Source organism: Sphingobacterium kitahiroshimense, from assembly GCF_025961315.1.
Classification (GTDB): domain Bacteria; phylum Bacteroidota; class Bacteroidia; order Sphingobacteriales; family Sphingobacteriaceae; genus Sphingobacterium; species Sphingobacterium anhuiense.
In genome coordinates, this window is record NZ_JAOQNK010000001.1 from 3565306 (window position 1) to 3580915 (window position 15610).

18 protein-coding genes are annotated in these 15610 nt (G+C 35.4%); 8 read left to right on the top strand and 10 right to left on the bottom strand.

Annotated elements, in window-relative coordinates; all coding sequences use genetic code 11:
- Nucleotides 1-187 precede the first annotated feature (187 nt).
- From M2265_RS15775 to M2265_RS15790, 4 genes are all read left to right on the top strand, one after another.
- Nucleotides 188-1099, top strand: coding sequence for an AEC family transporter (locus M2265_RS15775; RefSeq protein ID WP_132771732.1), 912 nt, complete (start codon nt 188-190; stop codon nt 1097-1099).
- 86 nt (nt 1100-1185) lie between these two features.
- Complete coding sequence (gene kduI, locus M2265_RS15780; RefSeq protein ID WP_021189180.1) at nt 1186-2031, top strand: 5-dehydro-4-deoxy-D-glucuronate isomerase; 846 nt, start codon at nt 1186-1188, stop codon at nt 2029-2031.
- Nucleotides 2032-2036: 5 nt separating this feature from the next.
- Nucleotides 2037-3161, top strand: coding sequence for a DUF4861 family protein (locus tag M2265_RS15785; protein ID WP_132771733.1), 1125 nt, complete (start codon nt 2037-2039; stop codon nt 3159-3161).
- On the top strand, nt 3161-3931 hold the full coding sequence (locus tag M2265_RS15790; RefSeq protein WP_132771734.1) for an SDR family NAD(P)-dependent oxidoreductase: 771 nt from the start codon (nt 3161-3163) through the stop codon (nt 3929-3931). The genes M2265_RS15785 and M2265_RS15790 overlap by 1 nt, the downstream gene beginning before the upstream one ends.
- A 38-nt stretch (nt 3932-3969) precedes the next feature.
- Here M2265_RS15790 and M2265_RS15795 read toward each other — a convergent pair whose 3' ends face one another.
- The 3 genes from M2265_RS15795 to M2265_RS15805 are packed head-to-tail and all read right to left on the bottom strand — an operon-like array spanning nt 3970 to nt 6303.
- Entirely contained in the window at nt 3970-4791 is an 822-nt protein-coding gene (locus tag M2265_RS15795; RefSeq protein ID WP_206368613.1) for a formylglycine-generating enzyme family protein, read from the bottom strand.
- Complete coding sequence (locus M2265_RS15800; protein ID WP_132771735.1) at nt 4788-5543, bottom strand: hypothetical protein; 756 nt, start codon at nt 5541-5543, stop codon at nt 4788-4790. The genes M2265_RS15795 and M2265_RS15800 overlap by 4 nt, the downstream gene beginning before the upstream one ends.
- A 1-nt stretch (nt 5544) precedes the next feature.
- Nucleotides 5545-6303: a hypothetical protein gene (locus M2265_RS15805; protein ID WP_132771736.1), complete on the bottom strand. Its 759-nt coding sequence runs from the start codon at nt 6301-6303 to the stop codon at nt 5545-5547.
- A 172-nt stretch (nt 6304-6475) separates the two neighbouring features.
- Between M2265_RS15805 and M2265_RS15810 the strand changes: the two genes are divergently transcribed.
- On the top strand, nt 6476-7003 hold the full coding sequence (locus M2265_RS15810) for a YegJ family protein (protein WP_132771737.1): 528 nt from the start codon (nt 6476-6478) through the stop codon (nt 7001-7003).
- A 37-nt stretch (nt 7004-7040) separates the two neighbouring features.
- Here the strand turns inward: M2265_RS15810 and nadD are convergent, their stop codons facing one another.
- From nadD to dnaN, 7 genes are all read right to left on the bottom strand, one after another.
- Nucleotides 7041-7616, bottom strand: a complete 576-nt coding sequence (nadD, locus tag M2265_RS15815; RefSeq protein ID WP_021190413.1) for a nicotinate (nicotinamide) nucleotide adenylyltransferase — start codon at nt 7614-7616, stop codon at nt 7041-7043.
- Nucleotides 7616-8188 carry a guanylate kinase gene (gene gmk / locus M2265_RS15820; protein WP_132771738.1) on the bottom strand — a complete coding sequence of 191 codons (573 nt, stop codon included), beginning with the start codon at nt 8186-8188 and terminating at the stop codon, nt 7616-7618. The genes nadD and gmk overlap by 1 nt, the downstream gene beginning before the upstream one ends.
- Before the next feature lie 2 nt (nt 8189-8190).
- Nucleotides 8191-9066, bottom strand: a complete 876-nt coding sequence (locus M2265_RS15825; RefSeq protein WP_132771739.1) for a YicC/YloC family endoribonuclease — start codon at nt 9064-9066, stop codon at nt 8191-8193.
- A gap of 58 nt (nt 9067-9124) precedes the next feature.
- On the bottom strand, nt 9125-9694 hold the full coding sequence (locus M2265_RS15830; RefSeq protein ID WP_132771740.1) for a CAP domain-containing protein: 570 nt from the start codon (nt 9692-9694) through the stop codon (nt 9125-9127).
- Between the two features lie 64 nt (nt 9695-9758).
- Nucleotides 9759-10406 (bottom strand): DedA family protein, encoded by a 648-nt coding sequence (locus tag M2265_RS15835; RefSeq protein WP_132771741.1) that lies wholly within the window; start codon nt 10404-10406, stop codon nt 9759-9761.
- Nucleotides 10407-10528: 122 nt separating this feature from the next.
- Nucleotides 10529-11188, bottom strand: a complete 660-nt coding sequence (locus M2265_RS15840; RefSeq protein WP_021188231.1) for a DedA family protein — start codon at nt 11186-11188, stop codon at nt 10529-10531.
- Nucleotides 11189-11198: 10 nt separating this feature from the next.
- Entirely contained in the window at nt 11199-12323 is a 1125-nt protein-coding gene (gene dnaN, locus M2265_RS15845) for a DNA polymerase III subunit beta (RefSeq protein WP_021188232.1), read from the bottom strand.
- A gap of 224 nt (nt 12324-12547) precedes the next feature.
- On the opposite strand from dnaN, the gene M2265_RS15850 reads away from it, so the two are divergent.
- The 3 genes from M2265_RS15850 (at nt 12548) to M2265_RS15860 (ending at nt 15609) form a co-directional block, all read left to right on the top strand.
- Nucleotides 12548-13690, top strand: a complete 1143-nt coding sequence (locus M2265_RS15850; protein ID WP_132771742.1) for an ATP-binding protein — start codon at nt 12548-12550, stop codon at nt 13688-13690.
- 6 nt (nt 13691-13696) lie between these two features.
- A complete protein-coding gene (locus M2265_RS15855) occupies nt 13697-15082 on the top strand; it encodes a stage 0 sporulation family protein (RefSeq protein WP_206368615.1) in 1386 nt (461 codons plus the stop codon).
- A 62-nt stretch (nt 15083-15144) separates the two neighbouring features.
- Nucleotides 15145-15609 (top strand): gliding motility lipoprotein GldH, encoded by a 465-nt coding sequence (locus tag M2265_RS15860; RefSeq protein WP_132771744.1) that lies wholly within the window; start codon nt 15145-15147, stop codon nt 15607-15609.
- The last annotated feature ends 1 nt before the right edge of the window (nt 15610 follow it).

Consider the following 15610-nt stretch of genomic DNA (forward strand, 5'->3'; position numbering starts at 1 on the left):
AAACCCTCTATTACTCCTGTAGTATCACTACATGAAATTATAATATGTTCAAAATATAATTGCCCTATATCTACCAGCAGAACTGCATTAAAAAAAGATGATTTTTATCCGATATATATTCTAAAAAATATAAAGTCAATTTCTCTTTTGAGTAACTTCGACCATTCATATCGTTTTCCAATTTAAAATGGTCAATTTTATACTTATTATATTCTGTGTCTGTGCTGGAATGCTATTTAAGCATTTTAGATTAATTCCTGAAAATGCTTCAAAAAGCATTAATATATGGGTTTTATATATCGCCTTACCTGCCGTATCTTTTAAATATATTCCCCAGATCACCTGGAGTATGCAACTTTTTTTCCCTGTCCTATCCCCTATACTTGTTGTTGCAGGGAGTTGGCTCTTTATGGAACTGTATTGTCGCTATAAAGGCTATAGTCAGCGGTCAAGAAGTACGTTGGAATTGTCGTCGGCATACAGCAATACCTCTTTTATTGGTTTTCCTTTAATTATTGCCTATTATGGGGAGCAGAATCTAAGTATTGCTATTATTTGCGATCAGGTAAATTTCATGCTATTGTCTACCGTTGGGATTATTTGTGCCATCAAGGGAGACCGGAGCAATAATGAAGGGATTAAGGTTGGTGCCCTATTAATAAGACTTGTTACTTTTCCTCCTTTTATCGCCTGCATACTTGCCCTTGTATTGGCACAATACGTGGATTTGAGTATTACCGAACCATTTTTTGATAAGATCGCATCTACAGTCGCGCCCTTGGCATTATTTTCTGTGGGGTTACAGTTGCAATTTAAAGGCATGAAGAGAGAGATTTCTCAAATTTCGATGACCTTATTGTATAAATTGATGTTAGCGCCTGCGATTGTTCTTATCGCCGCATTGTTACTCAATGTTAAGGGGGATATCGCCCGTGTGAGTATTATGGAAGCGGCTATGCCGACTTTAATTACAGCCAGTATGGTGGTACAACAATTTAGGCTAAACACGAAATTAATCAATCTCATTATTGGCTTAGGAATTATCTTAAGTCTATTGACAACAGCCATCTGGTCTTATATCATTTCAATATTTATTTAAAGTCTCCGATATCGATTGCGAAGATTATTGTGGCTTATGATCTATTTATATGTTATTTTTAGCATGTTTCTTAAATACGCTAGAATATGAAAATGAATTATGAGTCGCGCTACGCAATTAGCCCAAATGAATGTAAAACACTTGATACAAAGTCTTTAAGAGAGAACTTTTTAATAGAAAATATTTTTGAAGCAGATCAGATACATTTTACTTACTCACACTATGACCGCTACATGGCTGGAGGTGCCATGCCGGTTGCTGAAAAAATAAAATTGGAAACGATTCCAGCATTGTTGAAAGAACCTTTCTTTCTCAGCAGAAGAGAGCTTGGAATTATTAATGTTGGTGGAGCTGGAAAAGTAGAAGTTGATGGTACCACCTACGAATTAGGCTACAAAGAGGCCTTATATATCGGAAAAGGTGTAGAAGATGTTTACTTCAATAGTAATGATCCCTCGAATCCAGCAAAATTCTATCTAAATTCAACTCCTGCTCACCATACCTTCCCCACAAAAAAAGTAACGAAAGAGTCGGCTAATAAAATTGAACTCGGATCTCTTGAGACAGCAAACCATAGAACAATCAATCAGATGTTACTGAATAAGATTGTTGATACCTGTCAACTTCAAATGGGTATGACAGAGCTAAAACCAGGATCTGTTTGGAATACGATGCCTGCACACACCCATGACCGTCGAATGGAAGTTTATTTCTACTTTGAAGTTCCCGAAGGTCAAGCGGTATCACATTTTATGGGTCCAGTAGATGAAACACGCCATATTTGGATGAAAAATGAACAAGCTGTGATTTCTCCCCCTTGGTCAATTCACGCTGGAGCAGGTACCAGTAACTATACTTTTATCTGGGGAATGGCAGGAGAAAACCTCGACTACGACGATATGGACAAATCTGCAATTACAGATTTAAAATAAATACTATGAAATCATTATTATCGGTGGCATTATTACTCGGTATTACATCTAGTTTATCTGCCCAAAATAAGAGCTCATTACTCATCCACAATACTTCTTCTTTTGAGAGAAAAGAAGTCGTGAGTATTCCTTACGAAAAATTTAAACAGCACTTTGAACTAAAAGATACCGTTTTTTCGATTTTGGAAGAAGAATCGAAAAAACCGGTCATCTATCAACTGGAAAAGCGCGGAAAATCAACACCTCAAAATGTACTGATTGCGGTTCACATTGCTCCGAAAGCAAAAATTGAACTTGCTGTTACCGCCACTGCACCTGTAAAGACAGCAAGCAAAACATATGCGCGCTATGTTCCTGAACGAAAAGATGATTTTGCATGGGAAAACAATGTTGTAGCTTTTCGAGCATATGGTAAAGCTTTAGAAGGGACTTCTGAAGATGCACAAGGTTTTGATTTTTGGTCAAAACGGACCAACGATCTAATTATTGATGAGTGGTATAAAACAGGTGATTATCATGCCGATCACGGTAAAGGTCTCGACTATTATTCTGTAGGACAAACCCTTGGGGTAGGTGATATGGCACTATACTTTAATGGTCAAATTCAATACACAAAACACTACCGTCGATCAGAAGTCCTGGACAATGGTCCTATACGCAGTACTTTCAAATTAATTTATGAGCCTCAAGAAATAGAAGGTCAGATGATCAGTATTGAAAAAGAGATATCAATTGATGCTGAAAGTCAGTTAAGTAGAATTAATGTGAATATGCATAATGCAACCGCTGCTGAGACACCTATCGTATTGGGTATCGCCAAGCGAAAAGAAGCAAATCCTAATTACACGATTTATAAAAAAGAAAACTTCTTTGCTTACTGGGAACCAGAGAATAAAGGCAATATTACGGGAACAGCGATCATTTTACCACATGTAAAGAAAGATTTTATTGATACTCCAACTCAATTTTTATGGAATATAGCGGCTAAAAATAATCAGACCCTGACTTATTATATTGGCGCAACCTTCAACAAAGCCGGAAAAATTGAAAATATGGATGCTTGGAAAGCTTATTTGCAACAAGCATCAGAACAAATACAAAAACCATTAACCATTAGCTATAAAAAATAATGTCCATACTACAATCATTTGATTTAACAGGAAAAATAGCCCTTGTGACAGGTTGCAAAAGAGGAATTGGCAAAGCTATGGCCGAGGCATTAGCTGAGGCTGGAGCAGATATAATTGGTGTATCTGCAACATTAGAACTAGAAAATTCTGCTGTTCAAAAATCTATTGAATCTTTAGGTAGAAAATTCCATGCCTATCAATGTGATTTTTCAAAGCGAAATGACTTGTATGCATTTATTACTAAGGTAAAAGAACAACATCCTGTCATTGATATATTAGTCAACAATGCCGGTAATATCTTACGCAAACCCGCAGCAGAACATCCGGATGAGTATTGGGATGAAATTATCGAGATCAATCAAAATGCTCAGTTTATCTTAACCAGAGAAATAGGTAAAGACATGATTTCACGTGGAACAGGAAAGATCATATTTACAGCATCTTTACTCTCTTTTCAAGGCGGAATCAATGTACCTGGATATGCGGCTTCAAAAGGTGCGATTGCATCGCTCACGAAAGCTTTTGCAAATGAATGGGCCTCCAAAGGTGTCAATGTGAATGCTATTGCTCCGGGATATATTGCAACAGATAATACTGAGGCATTGCGCGATGATCCGGAGCGTTCTGCTTCTATCTTAGGTCGAATTCCTGCCGCAAGATGGGGAGAACCTCAAGACTTCAAAGGACCTATATTATTTCTGAGCTCTGAAGCGTCTAACTATGTTCATGGAACAATTCTGACCGTAGATGGTGGCTGGATGGGTAGATAACAAATAGATGTAGAGAGATTTGTTTTTATTAGATCTCTCTACATTTTCTTGACTACTCGAAAGCCAAGATTACTAAAAGATGCATTTGGATTGACCGAACCTATGTATTGCGAATTAAAGGATACGCAACTATTTTTACTACACCACCACGATCCCCCGCGTGCATGGGCAACTTTCCTACCTTTATCACGTTCTAATGCGCCTTCACAAAATTCAAACACATTACCATATACATCATATAAACCTAAAGGATTTGCTTTAAATGTTTTAATCGGTGATGTATAGAGATAACCATCCGTGGTATCGGCTACCAAATGATTTCTGCCATGCCATATATTGGCATAATTGATGATTTTTTCTAAATCTACCCCTTCAAAATACTTTGTCTCCGAACCTGCTCTTGAAGCTACTTCCCATTCATCCAATGAGGGTAAACGAACCCCTGCCCATTCGCAGTAAGCTACTGCATCCCGATAGGATATACAGGTAACAGGATGATTCATTTTATCTTTAATCCCGCCTCTACTTATTCCGTTTGGAAACCGCCAATATGCCGTACTATCCTGTATCCATCGAAATTCTTCTAATCCGGGTTCAAAGACCATTGCATTACGAAATCGTTCTGCCAATGTGACATAATGCGTAGCAGAAACAAATGCAGCAAATGCTTCATTTGTTAATTCGGCTTCAGCAATAGCAAAAGCTGGAATTGAAACGGATCTTTTAGGATTATCCAAACTGATTGTATCACCTAAAATATAAGTACCTGCCTCCACCGCAATAAACTTTTGTTCTTGGGCAAAAGAAGTATTCATGTATAAAAAAAATCCAATCAATAATATCCGAATGCTCTTCATCATTTTGAAATTTTCTGATTATAATATTCCTGTGCCGTAGATAAGAGAAATTGTTCGTTTGCTGTATTGAAACGAACTGATGTCATATAATTAGCATCGCCCAAATACAATTTTCCATACATCTTAGATTTCAGGTAAGGCGTGTACTGTTCTTTTTTTAATATTAAAGATAATACCGTCAAAACATCCCTATCTTTCCTATTTGTTTGATAATAGCGAATCATAGCCGGGATACTTTCCCATGCAGATATTTCCACAAGGGCCGATTTTAAATTGACACCCATATGTTTCTTTACAGCTATGGTTTCAAAAATCAATGTCTGTACTGTATCGCGATTCTGTTTGAGAAACTTATATTGATCCGCGCTCCAGTCGACTCCTGAAAGACGAAAGGTAAGTAACCCAAAGATCTTTTGATCTTCACCCCGACTTGTCATATCATCTATACAAGCCTGACTATATACTTCTGGATGAATCATAACATAGGTAAACTGTTCTTTTAAATTCAATCGCTTAAATTCGTCCTTAGAAATAGCCGCGATGTAATCTGCAATCATGCCATCATCTTCTGGTTCTTTAATTTTTTTGATTAAAGATTCAACTTTTCTCAAACCAAACTCAGGCTTTGTCTCCTGCTCGCGGTATGCCCTATAGTTTCGATCAGCCTGGGTCGGTTCAACATAAACATGCTCTTGTGCAACTAATGTTGTACATAGACAAATCATAAAGAGGCTGACACTAATTATTCGCTTCATATTATTTCTTTTTTACTTTGTAGTAACGATTTGCCCGCTCACAAATTAAATCCTCATTTGCTTTATTATAGTTCAAGTAGGCATAATAACCAGCATCTGTACCATACAATTTCTGATAGGATACTGAATTGAGGAATTCTTCATATTCGCCACGTTTCATTAATAGCATCAGTAAGGTTAGTGCATCTTTATCCTTTGGTGTATTTTTAACATACGTAATGATAAAAGGAATCATGTTCCAAGCATTCATTTCTAAAATTGCTTCTTTGTAGTTAATGCCCATCCATTTGCTCCGTCCAACTGATTCTTGAATGAGTCTCAATACCGAGTCTCGATTTTCAAGAAGAAAGTCAGCTTGTCTCTGGCTCCAGCTCGCCTCATTAAATCCCGTTTCAAGCTGTCCGAAAATGCGTTTCTGAAGATCATTTTGATATTCTGGAATAGCACAATTCTGTTGAGAAAGTTCTGCATGGATCATTACATAAGTAAATTTCTCTCTTAGGCTCAGTCCATTAAACTGCGAAGCACTTATCGCCTCAAAACCTCCATCAGAGCTTCCTTCTGGATCTTCTTTAAATGTAATATTTGATATTAACGTCTTGATTTTCGTCAGTCCGTACGGCGGTATAGTCATTTTAGTGCGCAATTCGTATCCTTTTTCATCCCTAGTATAAGAACTTCCATCATCCTCGTTCGTCTGAGCAAATGATTTTATAAAGCCTGAAAAAAGGAGAATCAATAATATTAAATGATGTTTCATTGTTTTAATATAAGTTAGTCCAATTGTCCATTTAAAATTTATTGAAGATATGAATAAACTGTTATATAAAAATACAGACCATAGTACTAGTCATTTCTCTTCTATTTGCAGTAAATACTAAATTATGATTATCTTAAAATAATATTTCTAAGCTAATACAAATAAACAAACAATGCTACATTCAAAAAACAGTCCAATTTCCAAGTTATTTTTTTTATTACTCGTACTCGTATCGTTCTCATTTATTTCGTGCCAAAACACGATTAAAGACAAGATAAAGAATGATGATGTCATCGAATTCAATGGTGATGATCAAGCCATGAATCAGGCCATCCTCGAAGCAAATAAAACGTTTCAGAATTTTGAAACTTCTTTTAAAGATCCCCAGGAAGGATACGAGAGTTTTGCTATCAAAGTAAGATTCGATACTGAAGATGGGGGTGGTGAACATATCTGGGTGGGTAATCTAACCTCAGATGGCAAATCATATCGTGGTACCGTTAATAATGAACCGCAACTAACTAAGGTTGTAAAATATGGTGATCAAGTAACAATAGATCCGCAACGGATCTCTGATTGGATGTATCTAGATAAAGGGGTCCTAAAAGGTGGATATACCATCCGTGTTATGAAAAAGAACCTATCTGAAGAAGAAAAAAAGGCTTTTGATCAGGAAGTTGGATTTATTATAGAAGATTGAAGCTCATAAAAAAGGCGAAACTTAAGTTTCGCCTTTTTTATGAATATAGTCCTTTTTTTTCGATAAACTCAATGACTTTATCCGGAGTATAGAATTTGATATTGCTCCCCTCTTTCACCGCTTGTCGAAGAAAGGTAGAAGACAATTCCATCATCGGTGTTTGTGTCAGGGTTATTGACGGATGTTCTTTCATTGTACCGCCATTATATCCAGGTCTTGGATAAACATAGATATGATAATCCCTTAAAATAATATCGTGATTCTTCCACTTTGAAAAGGTCTCTAAAATATCTTCACCCATAATTAAAACAAATTCATGCGTGGGATATTTTTCTGCCAGATGTGTTAAAGTATCGATGGTATACGAGGGTTGCGGTAAACTAAATTCAATGGAACTTGCCTTTAAATTTTCGGTCTCTTCAATTGCCAGATTAACCATCTCTAAACGGTCGTACATATTACCTAGGCTCTCTTTCTTTTTAAATGGATTTTGTGGGGATACCACAAACCAAACTTCGTCCAGCTCAGTATAGTTGGCCATATAATTGGCAATAATCAAATGCCCAACATGAACTGGATTAAAAGACCCGAAGAATAATCCGACTTTAGCCATTACTTTTTATTCAGAAAGTCCATTACCAATTTCTCTGCTTCCACAACAGCAACATCCAAATCATAATTTTTTAAAATCACATCAAACTTATCTGCATAGGATAATTCGGATTCAGCTTTTGCAAAACGTTCCTGCAATTTTTCTTCAGAGTCTGTTCCTCTACCACGCAGGCGTGCTTTTAAAACTTCTAAGGAAGGAGGTTGCACAAAAATAGATAAGGCTTCGTCTGGAAACTTTGAACGCAAACGAAGTCCTCCAATCACATCAATATCAAAAATAACATGTTTACCCTGTGCCCAGATACGTTCTACTTCAGAACGTAATGTTCCATAAAATGTACCTGAATATACTTCTTCGAATTCGATGAACTCTTGTTTCGCAATCTTATGTAGAAAGTCTTCTTTTGATATAAAGTAATAATCTTTGCCATCTATTTCTTCACCGCGCGGTTCGCGTGTACTAGCAGAAATAGAAAACTCCAACTTATCACCATGTTTACTTAATAGATTCTTTACAATTGTTGTTTTACCTGCTCCTGATGGTGCCGAGAATATAATTAACTTACCTGCCATTCCTATAATACGTTGAGCAATTGCTCTTTAATTTTTTCTAATTCTTCTTTCATTTTTACCACGATCTGCTGAATACCAGCGTGGTTGGCTTTTGATCCTAGCGTATTGATCTCTCTACCCATTTCTTGAGAAATAAATCCTAATTTCTTACCATTAGAATCAGATGCTTTCAAAGCTTTTTGAAAATAGGTACAGTGAGAGCGTAGACGAACTTTCTCTTCTGTTATATCTAATTTGTCGATATAATAGATCAATTCTTGTTCGAAACGGTTTTTATCAACGTTTTCCTTACCTACAGTTTCCTCCAGGTAATGGCCTATACGTTCGCGTATTAAAGGAATACGGTCCATTTCAACAGCTTCGACTTCTGTTAAATAAGTTAAGATCAATTCAACACGATCTGTCAGGTCCTGTGAAAGAACTGCTCCTTCATCTGCTCTGAAAATATTAAATTGCTCTACTGCCGCGTAAAATGCTTCTAATAATAATCGTGATTCTTCTTCATCAACTTCATTATCATTATTAGCAATTACTTCGGGCATATTAAGAGCCAATTCGAAAAGAGAAACTTGTTTATCTCCCAGCTCAAAAGCAATTTGTTGTAATTGAGTATAGTATTTTTTTAGCAAATCTGCATTAATTGTCGATGCTTTTGCCGTTTGATCAGAATATTCAACGTTTACAGAAAGGTTCACCTTACCTCTTTCAATAAGTTTACTGCACTCTGTACGTAAAGTCAATTCCTTGTCCGAAACTGCTTTTGGTAAACGCAGATTTAATTCAAGAAATTTAGAATTCAAGGATTTAATCTCGACGCTGTACTTAACTTTTCCATTGTCTTTTACAGCTGTGCCGTATCCTGTCATTGATTTTATCATATGCAAAGGTAAGAAACATTCCAATAATGCATAATATCAAGACTATAAATTGATTAATTTACCAATCATGCTTGGCAATAATGACACATAAATAACTTTTTTGATGTCCTTTCTTTCCTGTAGTAACAAAACCAATACCGATATCATATAAAGAGGCATTCCATTCGTCCATCCCTAATAGATGTTTTCGATGATGATAACCGGGCGCTTCTTTACCAATAATTAACCCTTTTATTGCATCTGTAGCACTTAGCCAATTCCAGGCAATAGACTCAAAATTATTTGCCCGCTTATTTTTTAGCCATTTGGCATTCAAATCATAACCTGCTTGCTGCATATAATAATTAGGACCTATACCATCTGGATTGACATGGTCAAAATAATTTCGCTTTGCCATATCCTTGGCCCGCGATTCGGCAACCTCAGCGAGCCTCTTATTCCAATTCAGTGACTTTCTTGTCACTTTATTCAAATTGAATAGACCGAGCTTCTTTTTATACCGTTCAGGATTTTTACGGATTTCATTAAGAAGATGATAGGCTTCTTTTGCCTGCTTTTTTTCGACTCTTACTTGTGCTGATGATAATGAAAATAGTAGACTTAAACTGAAAATTAATAGGTACTTCATGTAAATAAATAGATGCTTCGTGTGAAATTCTTTCACAAAATAGACTCAAAAAAGGATCTTAGGTTTAGACCGTAGAAGATTTTTTATGATTAAAAAACTGTACCAGCACAGGCACAGCACTAATGATGATAACCAGGAAGACGACCAAAGAGAAATTATTCCTAACCATTGGGATTTGTCCAAAAAAGTATCCTCCTAATAAAAATAAAGTGACCCATAATAGCCCTCCAAAAATATTATAGGTACCAAATTTAACATAAGTCATATGGCTAACTCCTGCAAAAAAGGGTGCAAATGTGCGTACTATTGGAACAAAGCGGGCATAGATAATAGCTCTATTACCATGTTTAGTATAAAAAGACTGGGTGTTGATTAAATATTCGGGTTTAAATATTTTAGACTTTGACCTGAAAACTCGATGTCCCAAATATTTTCCAATTTCATAATTAACAAAGTCTCCTAAAACTGCCGCTGTCAGTAACACCAACCAAAATAAAGACAAAGAAAGATCACTTTCTGGAAGAGCAATAATAGCTCCTAATGCAAATAATACCGAATCTCCTGGTAAAAATGGTGTTATAACAAGACCTGTTTCAGCAAACACAATTAAGAATATAATCAGATAAGTCCATCCTTGATAATCATGAACAATTTGAATAAGATGTTTATCAATATATAAAATAAAATCAATGAGATTTGTGATAATATCCATTTAAAATGCATGTTAAATAAAATCAAATACTTACTGTTTTGATCATCGAACCTTATTGGGTTACAAATACCTTATTTTATGATATGATACTAAAAAATTGCCTGTAATAAAAAAGGAAGCTTTTAGGCTTCCTTCTTACTTTTAAATTTTTCTTTTAAGACTTCAAAGACAATCGGCAATACTGATAATAAGATAATCAACAGCACTACTTTTGAAAAATTATCTCTGATGATCGGTATATTACCTAAAAAATATCCTGCTAATGTAATCCCTACGACCCAGAGAATTGCTCCAATAACATTATAAGTTATAAAAGTGCCATAATGCATTCTTCCAATTCCTCCTACAAATGGAGCCAGTGTTCTGACAATAGGCACAAAGCGTGCAATTACAATTGTTTTACTACCATACTTTTCATAAAAAGTATGTGTCTTTTGAATCTGCTCGTCTTTGATTACCTGCTTACCAAATAGTTTAAATTTGGTCATCTGCATTCCAAATCGCTTCCCGATGGCATAATTAAGAGAATCTCCCGATACCGCGGCTACTAATAAGATAGCAATCATCAACCAGACATTAAGTTCATTTGGCTGTGCTGCTAGCATTCCTGCTGCAAATAGTAAAGAATCGCCTGGTAAAAATGGCATCACAACAACTCCTGTTTCAACAAAAATAATCAGAAATAAGATGAGATATGTCCACGTTTTATAATCATTTACGATCTCAAGTAAATGTTTATCAATATGCAGAACAAAATCAATGATATGCGCTATAACTTCCAAAACAGTGCGATTAACCGATATTATTTAACATAACTGGCATAACCAGCATTAAAATATCTTCATTTTCTTCTGCTACTGCTGGAATTAGCAAACCTGCACGATTGGCTGTACTCATTTCAATGACTACTTCTTCGCTAGCTAGATTGTTTAACATCTCCACTAAAAATTTAGCGTTGAAACCAATTTCCATATCTTCCCCTTCAAACTGACATCCTAAGCGCTCATGAGCTTCATTAGAAAAATCAAGATCTTCAGCAGAAATATTCAATTCACTACCTGAGATTTTCAAACGTACCTGATGCGTTGTTTTATTCGCAAAAATAACAACACGACGTAACGTATTTAAAAATAGTAAACGGTCAACAGTTAACTTATTTGGATTCACCTGCGGAATTACAGCTTCGTAATCTGGGTAACGCTCATCAATCAAACGACAAATTAAATTGATGTTACCAAAACTAAAAAATGCATTTGTCGAATTATATTCAATCGAAACATTGATATCTTCTGATGGCAAAGATGATTTTAATAAAGACAATGCTTTTTTTGGAAGAATTAATGAAGCAGGCTTTTCTACGCCAATATCAGAACGTCTGTAGCGTACCAGTTTATGTGCATCTGTAGATACAAACGTTACGGCCTTATCTCCCAATTGAACTAACACACCTGACATTGCCGGTCTTAACTCATCATTACTAACAGCAAATATTGTTTTACTAATTGCCTCTGCTAGTATTGGAGCAGGCATATGAACAGTATGCGCATTGTCAATTACTGGAATTTTAGGGAAATCCTCAGGATTCTCACCACTCAACTTATATTTACCGTCACCGGCACTGATCTCGATCGCTAGCGTATTATTATCAACAAAAAAAGCAACTGGTTGATCTGGTAATGTTTTTAAGGTCTCTATTAAAATTTTAGAAGGCATCGCTACTTTTCCTTCTTCTTTAGCCTCAATTTGCAATGACGTAACCATGCTTGTCTGCAAATCTGTCGCAGATATCGTTAACGTATTGTCTTTTATTTCAAAAAGAAAGTTCTCTAAAATGGGTAGAACTGTACTACTACTTGAAGCGCCATTAATAGCTTGAAGTTGTTTTAATAAAATCGATGTGGATACTATAAATCTCATTTCCTAAAATTATGAATTATATCTGCAATATTACGCAAAAGAATCTACATTTTTAGAAGGTGTATATCCAAATAGCGGAAAATTAACTGTATAAACTTTATCTTGCTACAGGTTAGTAAATAATTGAATTTCAATAAAATTGACATCATATATCCCATTTATATTTTGAATATAAATAAATGCTGTCTATTATTTATTACATTTGTATAGACTAGGAGTAGTATATGCAATTTAGGGATATTATTGGACATGATTTAGTTAAAGCTCATCTGATCAGCACAGTTCGTGAAAACCGTGTGAGTCATGCGCAATTATTTCTTGGACCAGAAGGTTCTGGCTCACTAGCTTTAGCTTTAGCTTACGCACAATTTATTAATTGCGAAAATAAAGCCGAGTTTGATAGTTGCGGTTTATGCTCATCCTGTAGGAAATATAATAAACTTATACATCCGGATCTGCATTTTTCTTATCCTTTTATTGCGAAGCATAAGGAGGATAATGCTGCGACATTTATTGAGAATTGGCGAAAAGCATTTTTGAATAATCCGTACCTAAGTTTAGAAAATTGGCGACAACAACTTGATGCCGACAATAAGCAGGTTAACATCAATATTGCTGAAGCGCATGAAATAATCAAAAAATTAAGTTTAAAGTCTTTTGAGGCTGAATTTAAAGTTTTGATTATGTGGCTACCTGAATATTTAGAAAAAGAAGGTAACGCCTTATTAAAATTGATTGAGGAACCACCAGAAAAAACATTGTTCCTTTTGGTGGCTGAAAATCAGAATAAAATATTAAACACGATTATTTCGAGAACACAGCTCGTTAAAATTAATAAATTGAGTCATCAAGCGATTACATCGTATTTAATAGAAAATAAAAACCTCGAAGAATCTGAAGCAAGAGATATTGCTTTTATAGCTGACGGTAACGTACAGGAAGCTATAAATATGATCGATACGCAGACGAACAACCATTTCAATTTATTGGTTAAATGGTTACGGCTTATTGTTCAGGATTCTGGTCTAAATATCATCAGCATTTGCGAGGAGGAATTGGCTAAATTAGGTCGTGAAAATCAAAAAACGTTTTTGATGTATGCTATTAATATCATGCGTCAGATTATTTTAATTAAACTCGATCTTTCAAACTTAGTATTTCTATCCGCGCATGAACTTGATTTTGTAAACAAGTTTGCTACTCATTATACCATCGAACAAATTGAAGAAACAATTAATTTGTTTGAAACAACACACTATAGTGTGGAAAGAAATGCAAATCCTAAAATATTATTTTTAGATTTATCTTTGCAATTAGTATTAATGTTTAAATACAAAACGTTTCCGAAAGGAACTCAATATATATAGAAAACTATGGGATGTGGCAGTTGCTCATCCGGCGGAGGTTGTGGAAGTACGACGACAGTGGGCGGTACTCCAGCAGGTTGCCAAAATAATGGCTCTTGCATGACTAGCGGATGTAATAAATTAGATGTATATGACTGGCTATCTGATATGGATATGCCATCCAACTATAAACCTTTTGACATTGTAGAAGTTCGATTTAAAGGATCCCGAAAGGATTTCTTTGTCAATTCAGACAATCTATATTTAGAAATAGGTGAAATGGTTGCTGTAGAACCTACTACAGGCGGATATGATATAGGACACGTTTCTCTAACTGGCGAACTCGTTCGCTTACAGTTAAAGAAAAACAATGTGAGTTTAGAGAGTGTTACCAAAAAAATCTACCGTAAACCTACTGAGGCCGATGTTGAAAAATTCAATATGGCAAAAGATCTGGAATGGGAGACGATGCATAAAGCGCGTAATTTAGCTTTAGAATTGGGACTTTCCATGAAAATTTCTGATGTAGATTATCAAGGTGATAAAACAAAGGCAACTTTCTACTATACAGCAGAAGGTCGTGTGGATTTCCGTGAGTTAATTAAAAGAATGGCGGAGTCATTCCGTATTCGAATAGAAATGAGACAGATTGGTATGAGACAAGAAGCAAGCCGCTTAGGTGGTATAGGTTCTTGTGGTCGCGAATTATGTTGTTCGACATGGTTAACAGATTTTAAAACTGTTTCAACTTCTGCAGCTAGATATCAAAATCTATCGCTTAATACACTAAAATTAGCGGGTCAATGCGGTAAATTGAAGTGTTGTTTAAATTACGAATTGGATAGTTATATGGATGCTTTAAAGGATATTCCTAATAATGTAGACCGTATTGAAACTTTGAAAGGAAATGCATATTTGCAAAAAACCGACATTTTCAAGAAAATGATGTGGTTCTCTTATCCTGGAGCAGAGAGCTGGATTGCACTTCCTGTGGATCAGGTCAAAGAACTAATCGAGAAGAATAAACAGGGCATTAAAGTTGAAGAGTTGATTACAACTGTTGATACTGAGATCAAAGAGGAAAAAATTGTTAATTATGATTACGAGAACGTAGTCGGTCAAGATAGCTTAACCCGTCTGGACGAAAAAAACAAAAGAAAAAGAAATAATAAAGGTAGATCCAAACCTAACAATCGTGCAAAAACTGTTGCGGAACCTAATGTAAAAACGCAACCGGTAAAGCTAGAGAAACCGCAACAAAAGCAGGATAAAAATACAAAGGTTTTAAATGTAGACAAAACTACTGCTTCTGCCCAAAGTAAAGAAGGTACAGGAAGTAAGCCAAAAAGACGTTTCAATAAGAATCGAAATAATAGAAATAAAGGCAATAACACTGATCCTTCAGCTGAATAATAAGTTATTGCATTAATTGGCGAGAATAGCTATTCTCGCCAATTTTATAGACTTAAATAAGAATGAAAAACAACGCGTTTCTAATTGGCTTTATACTGATAATACTATTGGGTGCTTGCGATTCCAATACCATTATTGATAAAAATGTCAATATTAACAACAAAGAATGGCTCCATTCTGATAAACCAAGCTTTAACATACATATTTCAGATATCTCTAAAAAATATGACGTTTGGTTAAATGTTCGACACACGGCAAAATACCCTTATTCTAACCTTTTTGTTTTAGTACATGAAAAAGGTCCCAAAACTAAAGAATACAGCTATAGAAAAGCGCTCAAATTAGCAGAAGCTGATGGAAAATGGATAGGAAAAAGCGCAGGTTCTTTATATACGCAGCGTAGCCTTATTCATCAAAATTATACGTTCCCAGATACCGGTATTTACCAATTCACTTTTGAACAGAATATGCGCGACAATCCGCTTGTAGAAATAAGTGACGTTGGATTAAATATTATGAGCAAATAAA

What these genes read in the sequence shown, in the direction of transcription:
- M2265_RS15835 (WP_132771741.1), bottom strand. Translation starts at nt 10,406, where the DNA reads ATGGATATTATCACAAATCTCATTGATTTTATTTTATATATTGATAAA.
- M2265_RS15790 (WP_132771734.1), top strand. Translation starts at nt 3,161, where the DNA reads ATGTCCATACTACAATCATTTGATTTAACAGGAAAAATAGCCCTTGTG.
- gmk (WP_132771738.1), bottom strand. Translation starts at nt 8,188, where the DNA reads ATGGCAGGTAAGTTAATTATATTCTCGGCACCATCAGGAGCAGGTAAA.
- M2265_RS15860 (WP_132771744.1), top strand. Translation starts at nt 15,145, where the DNA reads ATGAAAAACAACGCGTTTCTAATTGGCTTTATACTGATAATACTATTG.
- M2265_RS15810 (WP_132771737.1), top strand. Translation starts at nt 6,476, where the DNA reads ATGCTACATTCAAAAAACAGTCCAATTTCCAAGTTATTTTTTTTATTA.
- M2265_RS15825 (WP_132771739.1), bottom strand. Translation starts at nt 9,066, where the DNA reads ATGATAAAATCAATGACAGGATACGGCACAGCTGTAAAAGACAATGGA.
- M2265_RS15785 (WP_132771733.1), top strand. Translation starts at nt 2,037, where the DNA reads ATGAAATCATTATTATCGGTGGCATTATTACTCGGTATTACATCTAGT.
- M2265_RS15830 (WP_132771740.1), bottom strand. Translation starts at nt 9,694, where the DNA reads ATGAAGTACCTATTAATTTTCAGTTTAAGTCTACTATTTTCATTATCA.
- dnaN (WP_021188232.1), bottom strand. Translation starts at nt 12,323, where the DNA reads ATGAGATTTATAGTATCCACATCGATTTTATTAAAACAACTTCAAGCT.
- kduI (WP_021189180.1), top strand. Translation starts at nt 1,186, where the DNA reads ATGAAAATGAATTATGAGTCGCGCTACGCAATTAGCCCAAATGAATGT.
- M2265_RS15800 (WP_132771735.1), bottom strand. Translation starts at nt 5,543, where the DNA reads ATGAAGCGAATAATTAGTGTCAGCCTCTTTATGATTTGTCTATGTACA.
- M2265_RS15850 (WP_132771742.1), top strand. Translation starts at nt 12,548, where the DNA reads ATGCAATTTAGGGATATTATTGGACATGATTTAGTTAAAGCTCATCTG.
- M2265_RS15795 (WP_206368613.1), bottom strand. Translation starts at nt 4,791, where the DNA reads ATGATGAAGAGCATTCGGATATTATTGATTGGATTTTTTTTATACATG.
- M2265_RS15805 (WP_132771736.1), bottom strand. Translation starts at nt 6,303, where the DNA reads ATGAAACATCATTTAATATTATTGATTCTCCTTTTTTCAGGCTTTATA.
- M2265_RS15775 (WP_132771732.1), top strand. Translation starts at nt 188, where the DNA reads ATGGTCAATTTTATACTTATTATATTCTGTGTCTGTGCTGGAATGCTA.
- nadD (WP_021190413.1), bottom strand. Translation starts at nt 7,616, where the DNA reads ATGGCTAAAGTCGGATTATTCTTCGGGTCTTTTAATCCAGTTCATGTT.
- M2265_RS15855 (WP_206368615.1), top strand. Translation starts at nt 13,697, where the DNA reads ATGGGATGTGGCAGTTGCTCATCCGGCGGAGGTTGTGGAAGTACGACG.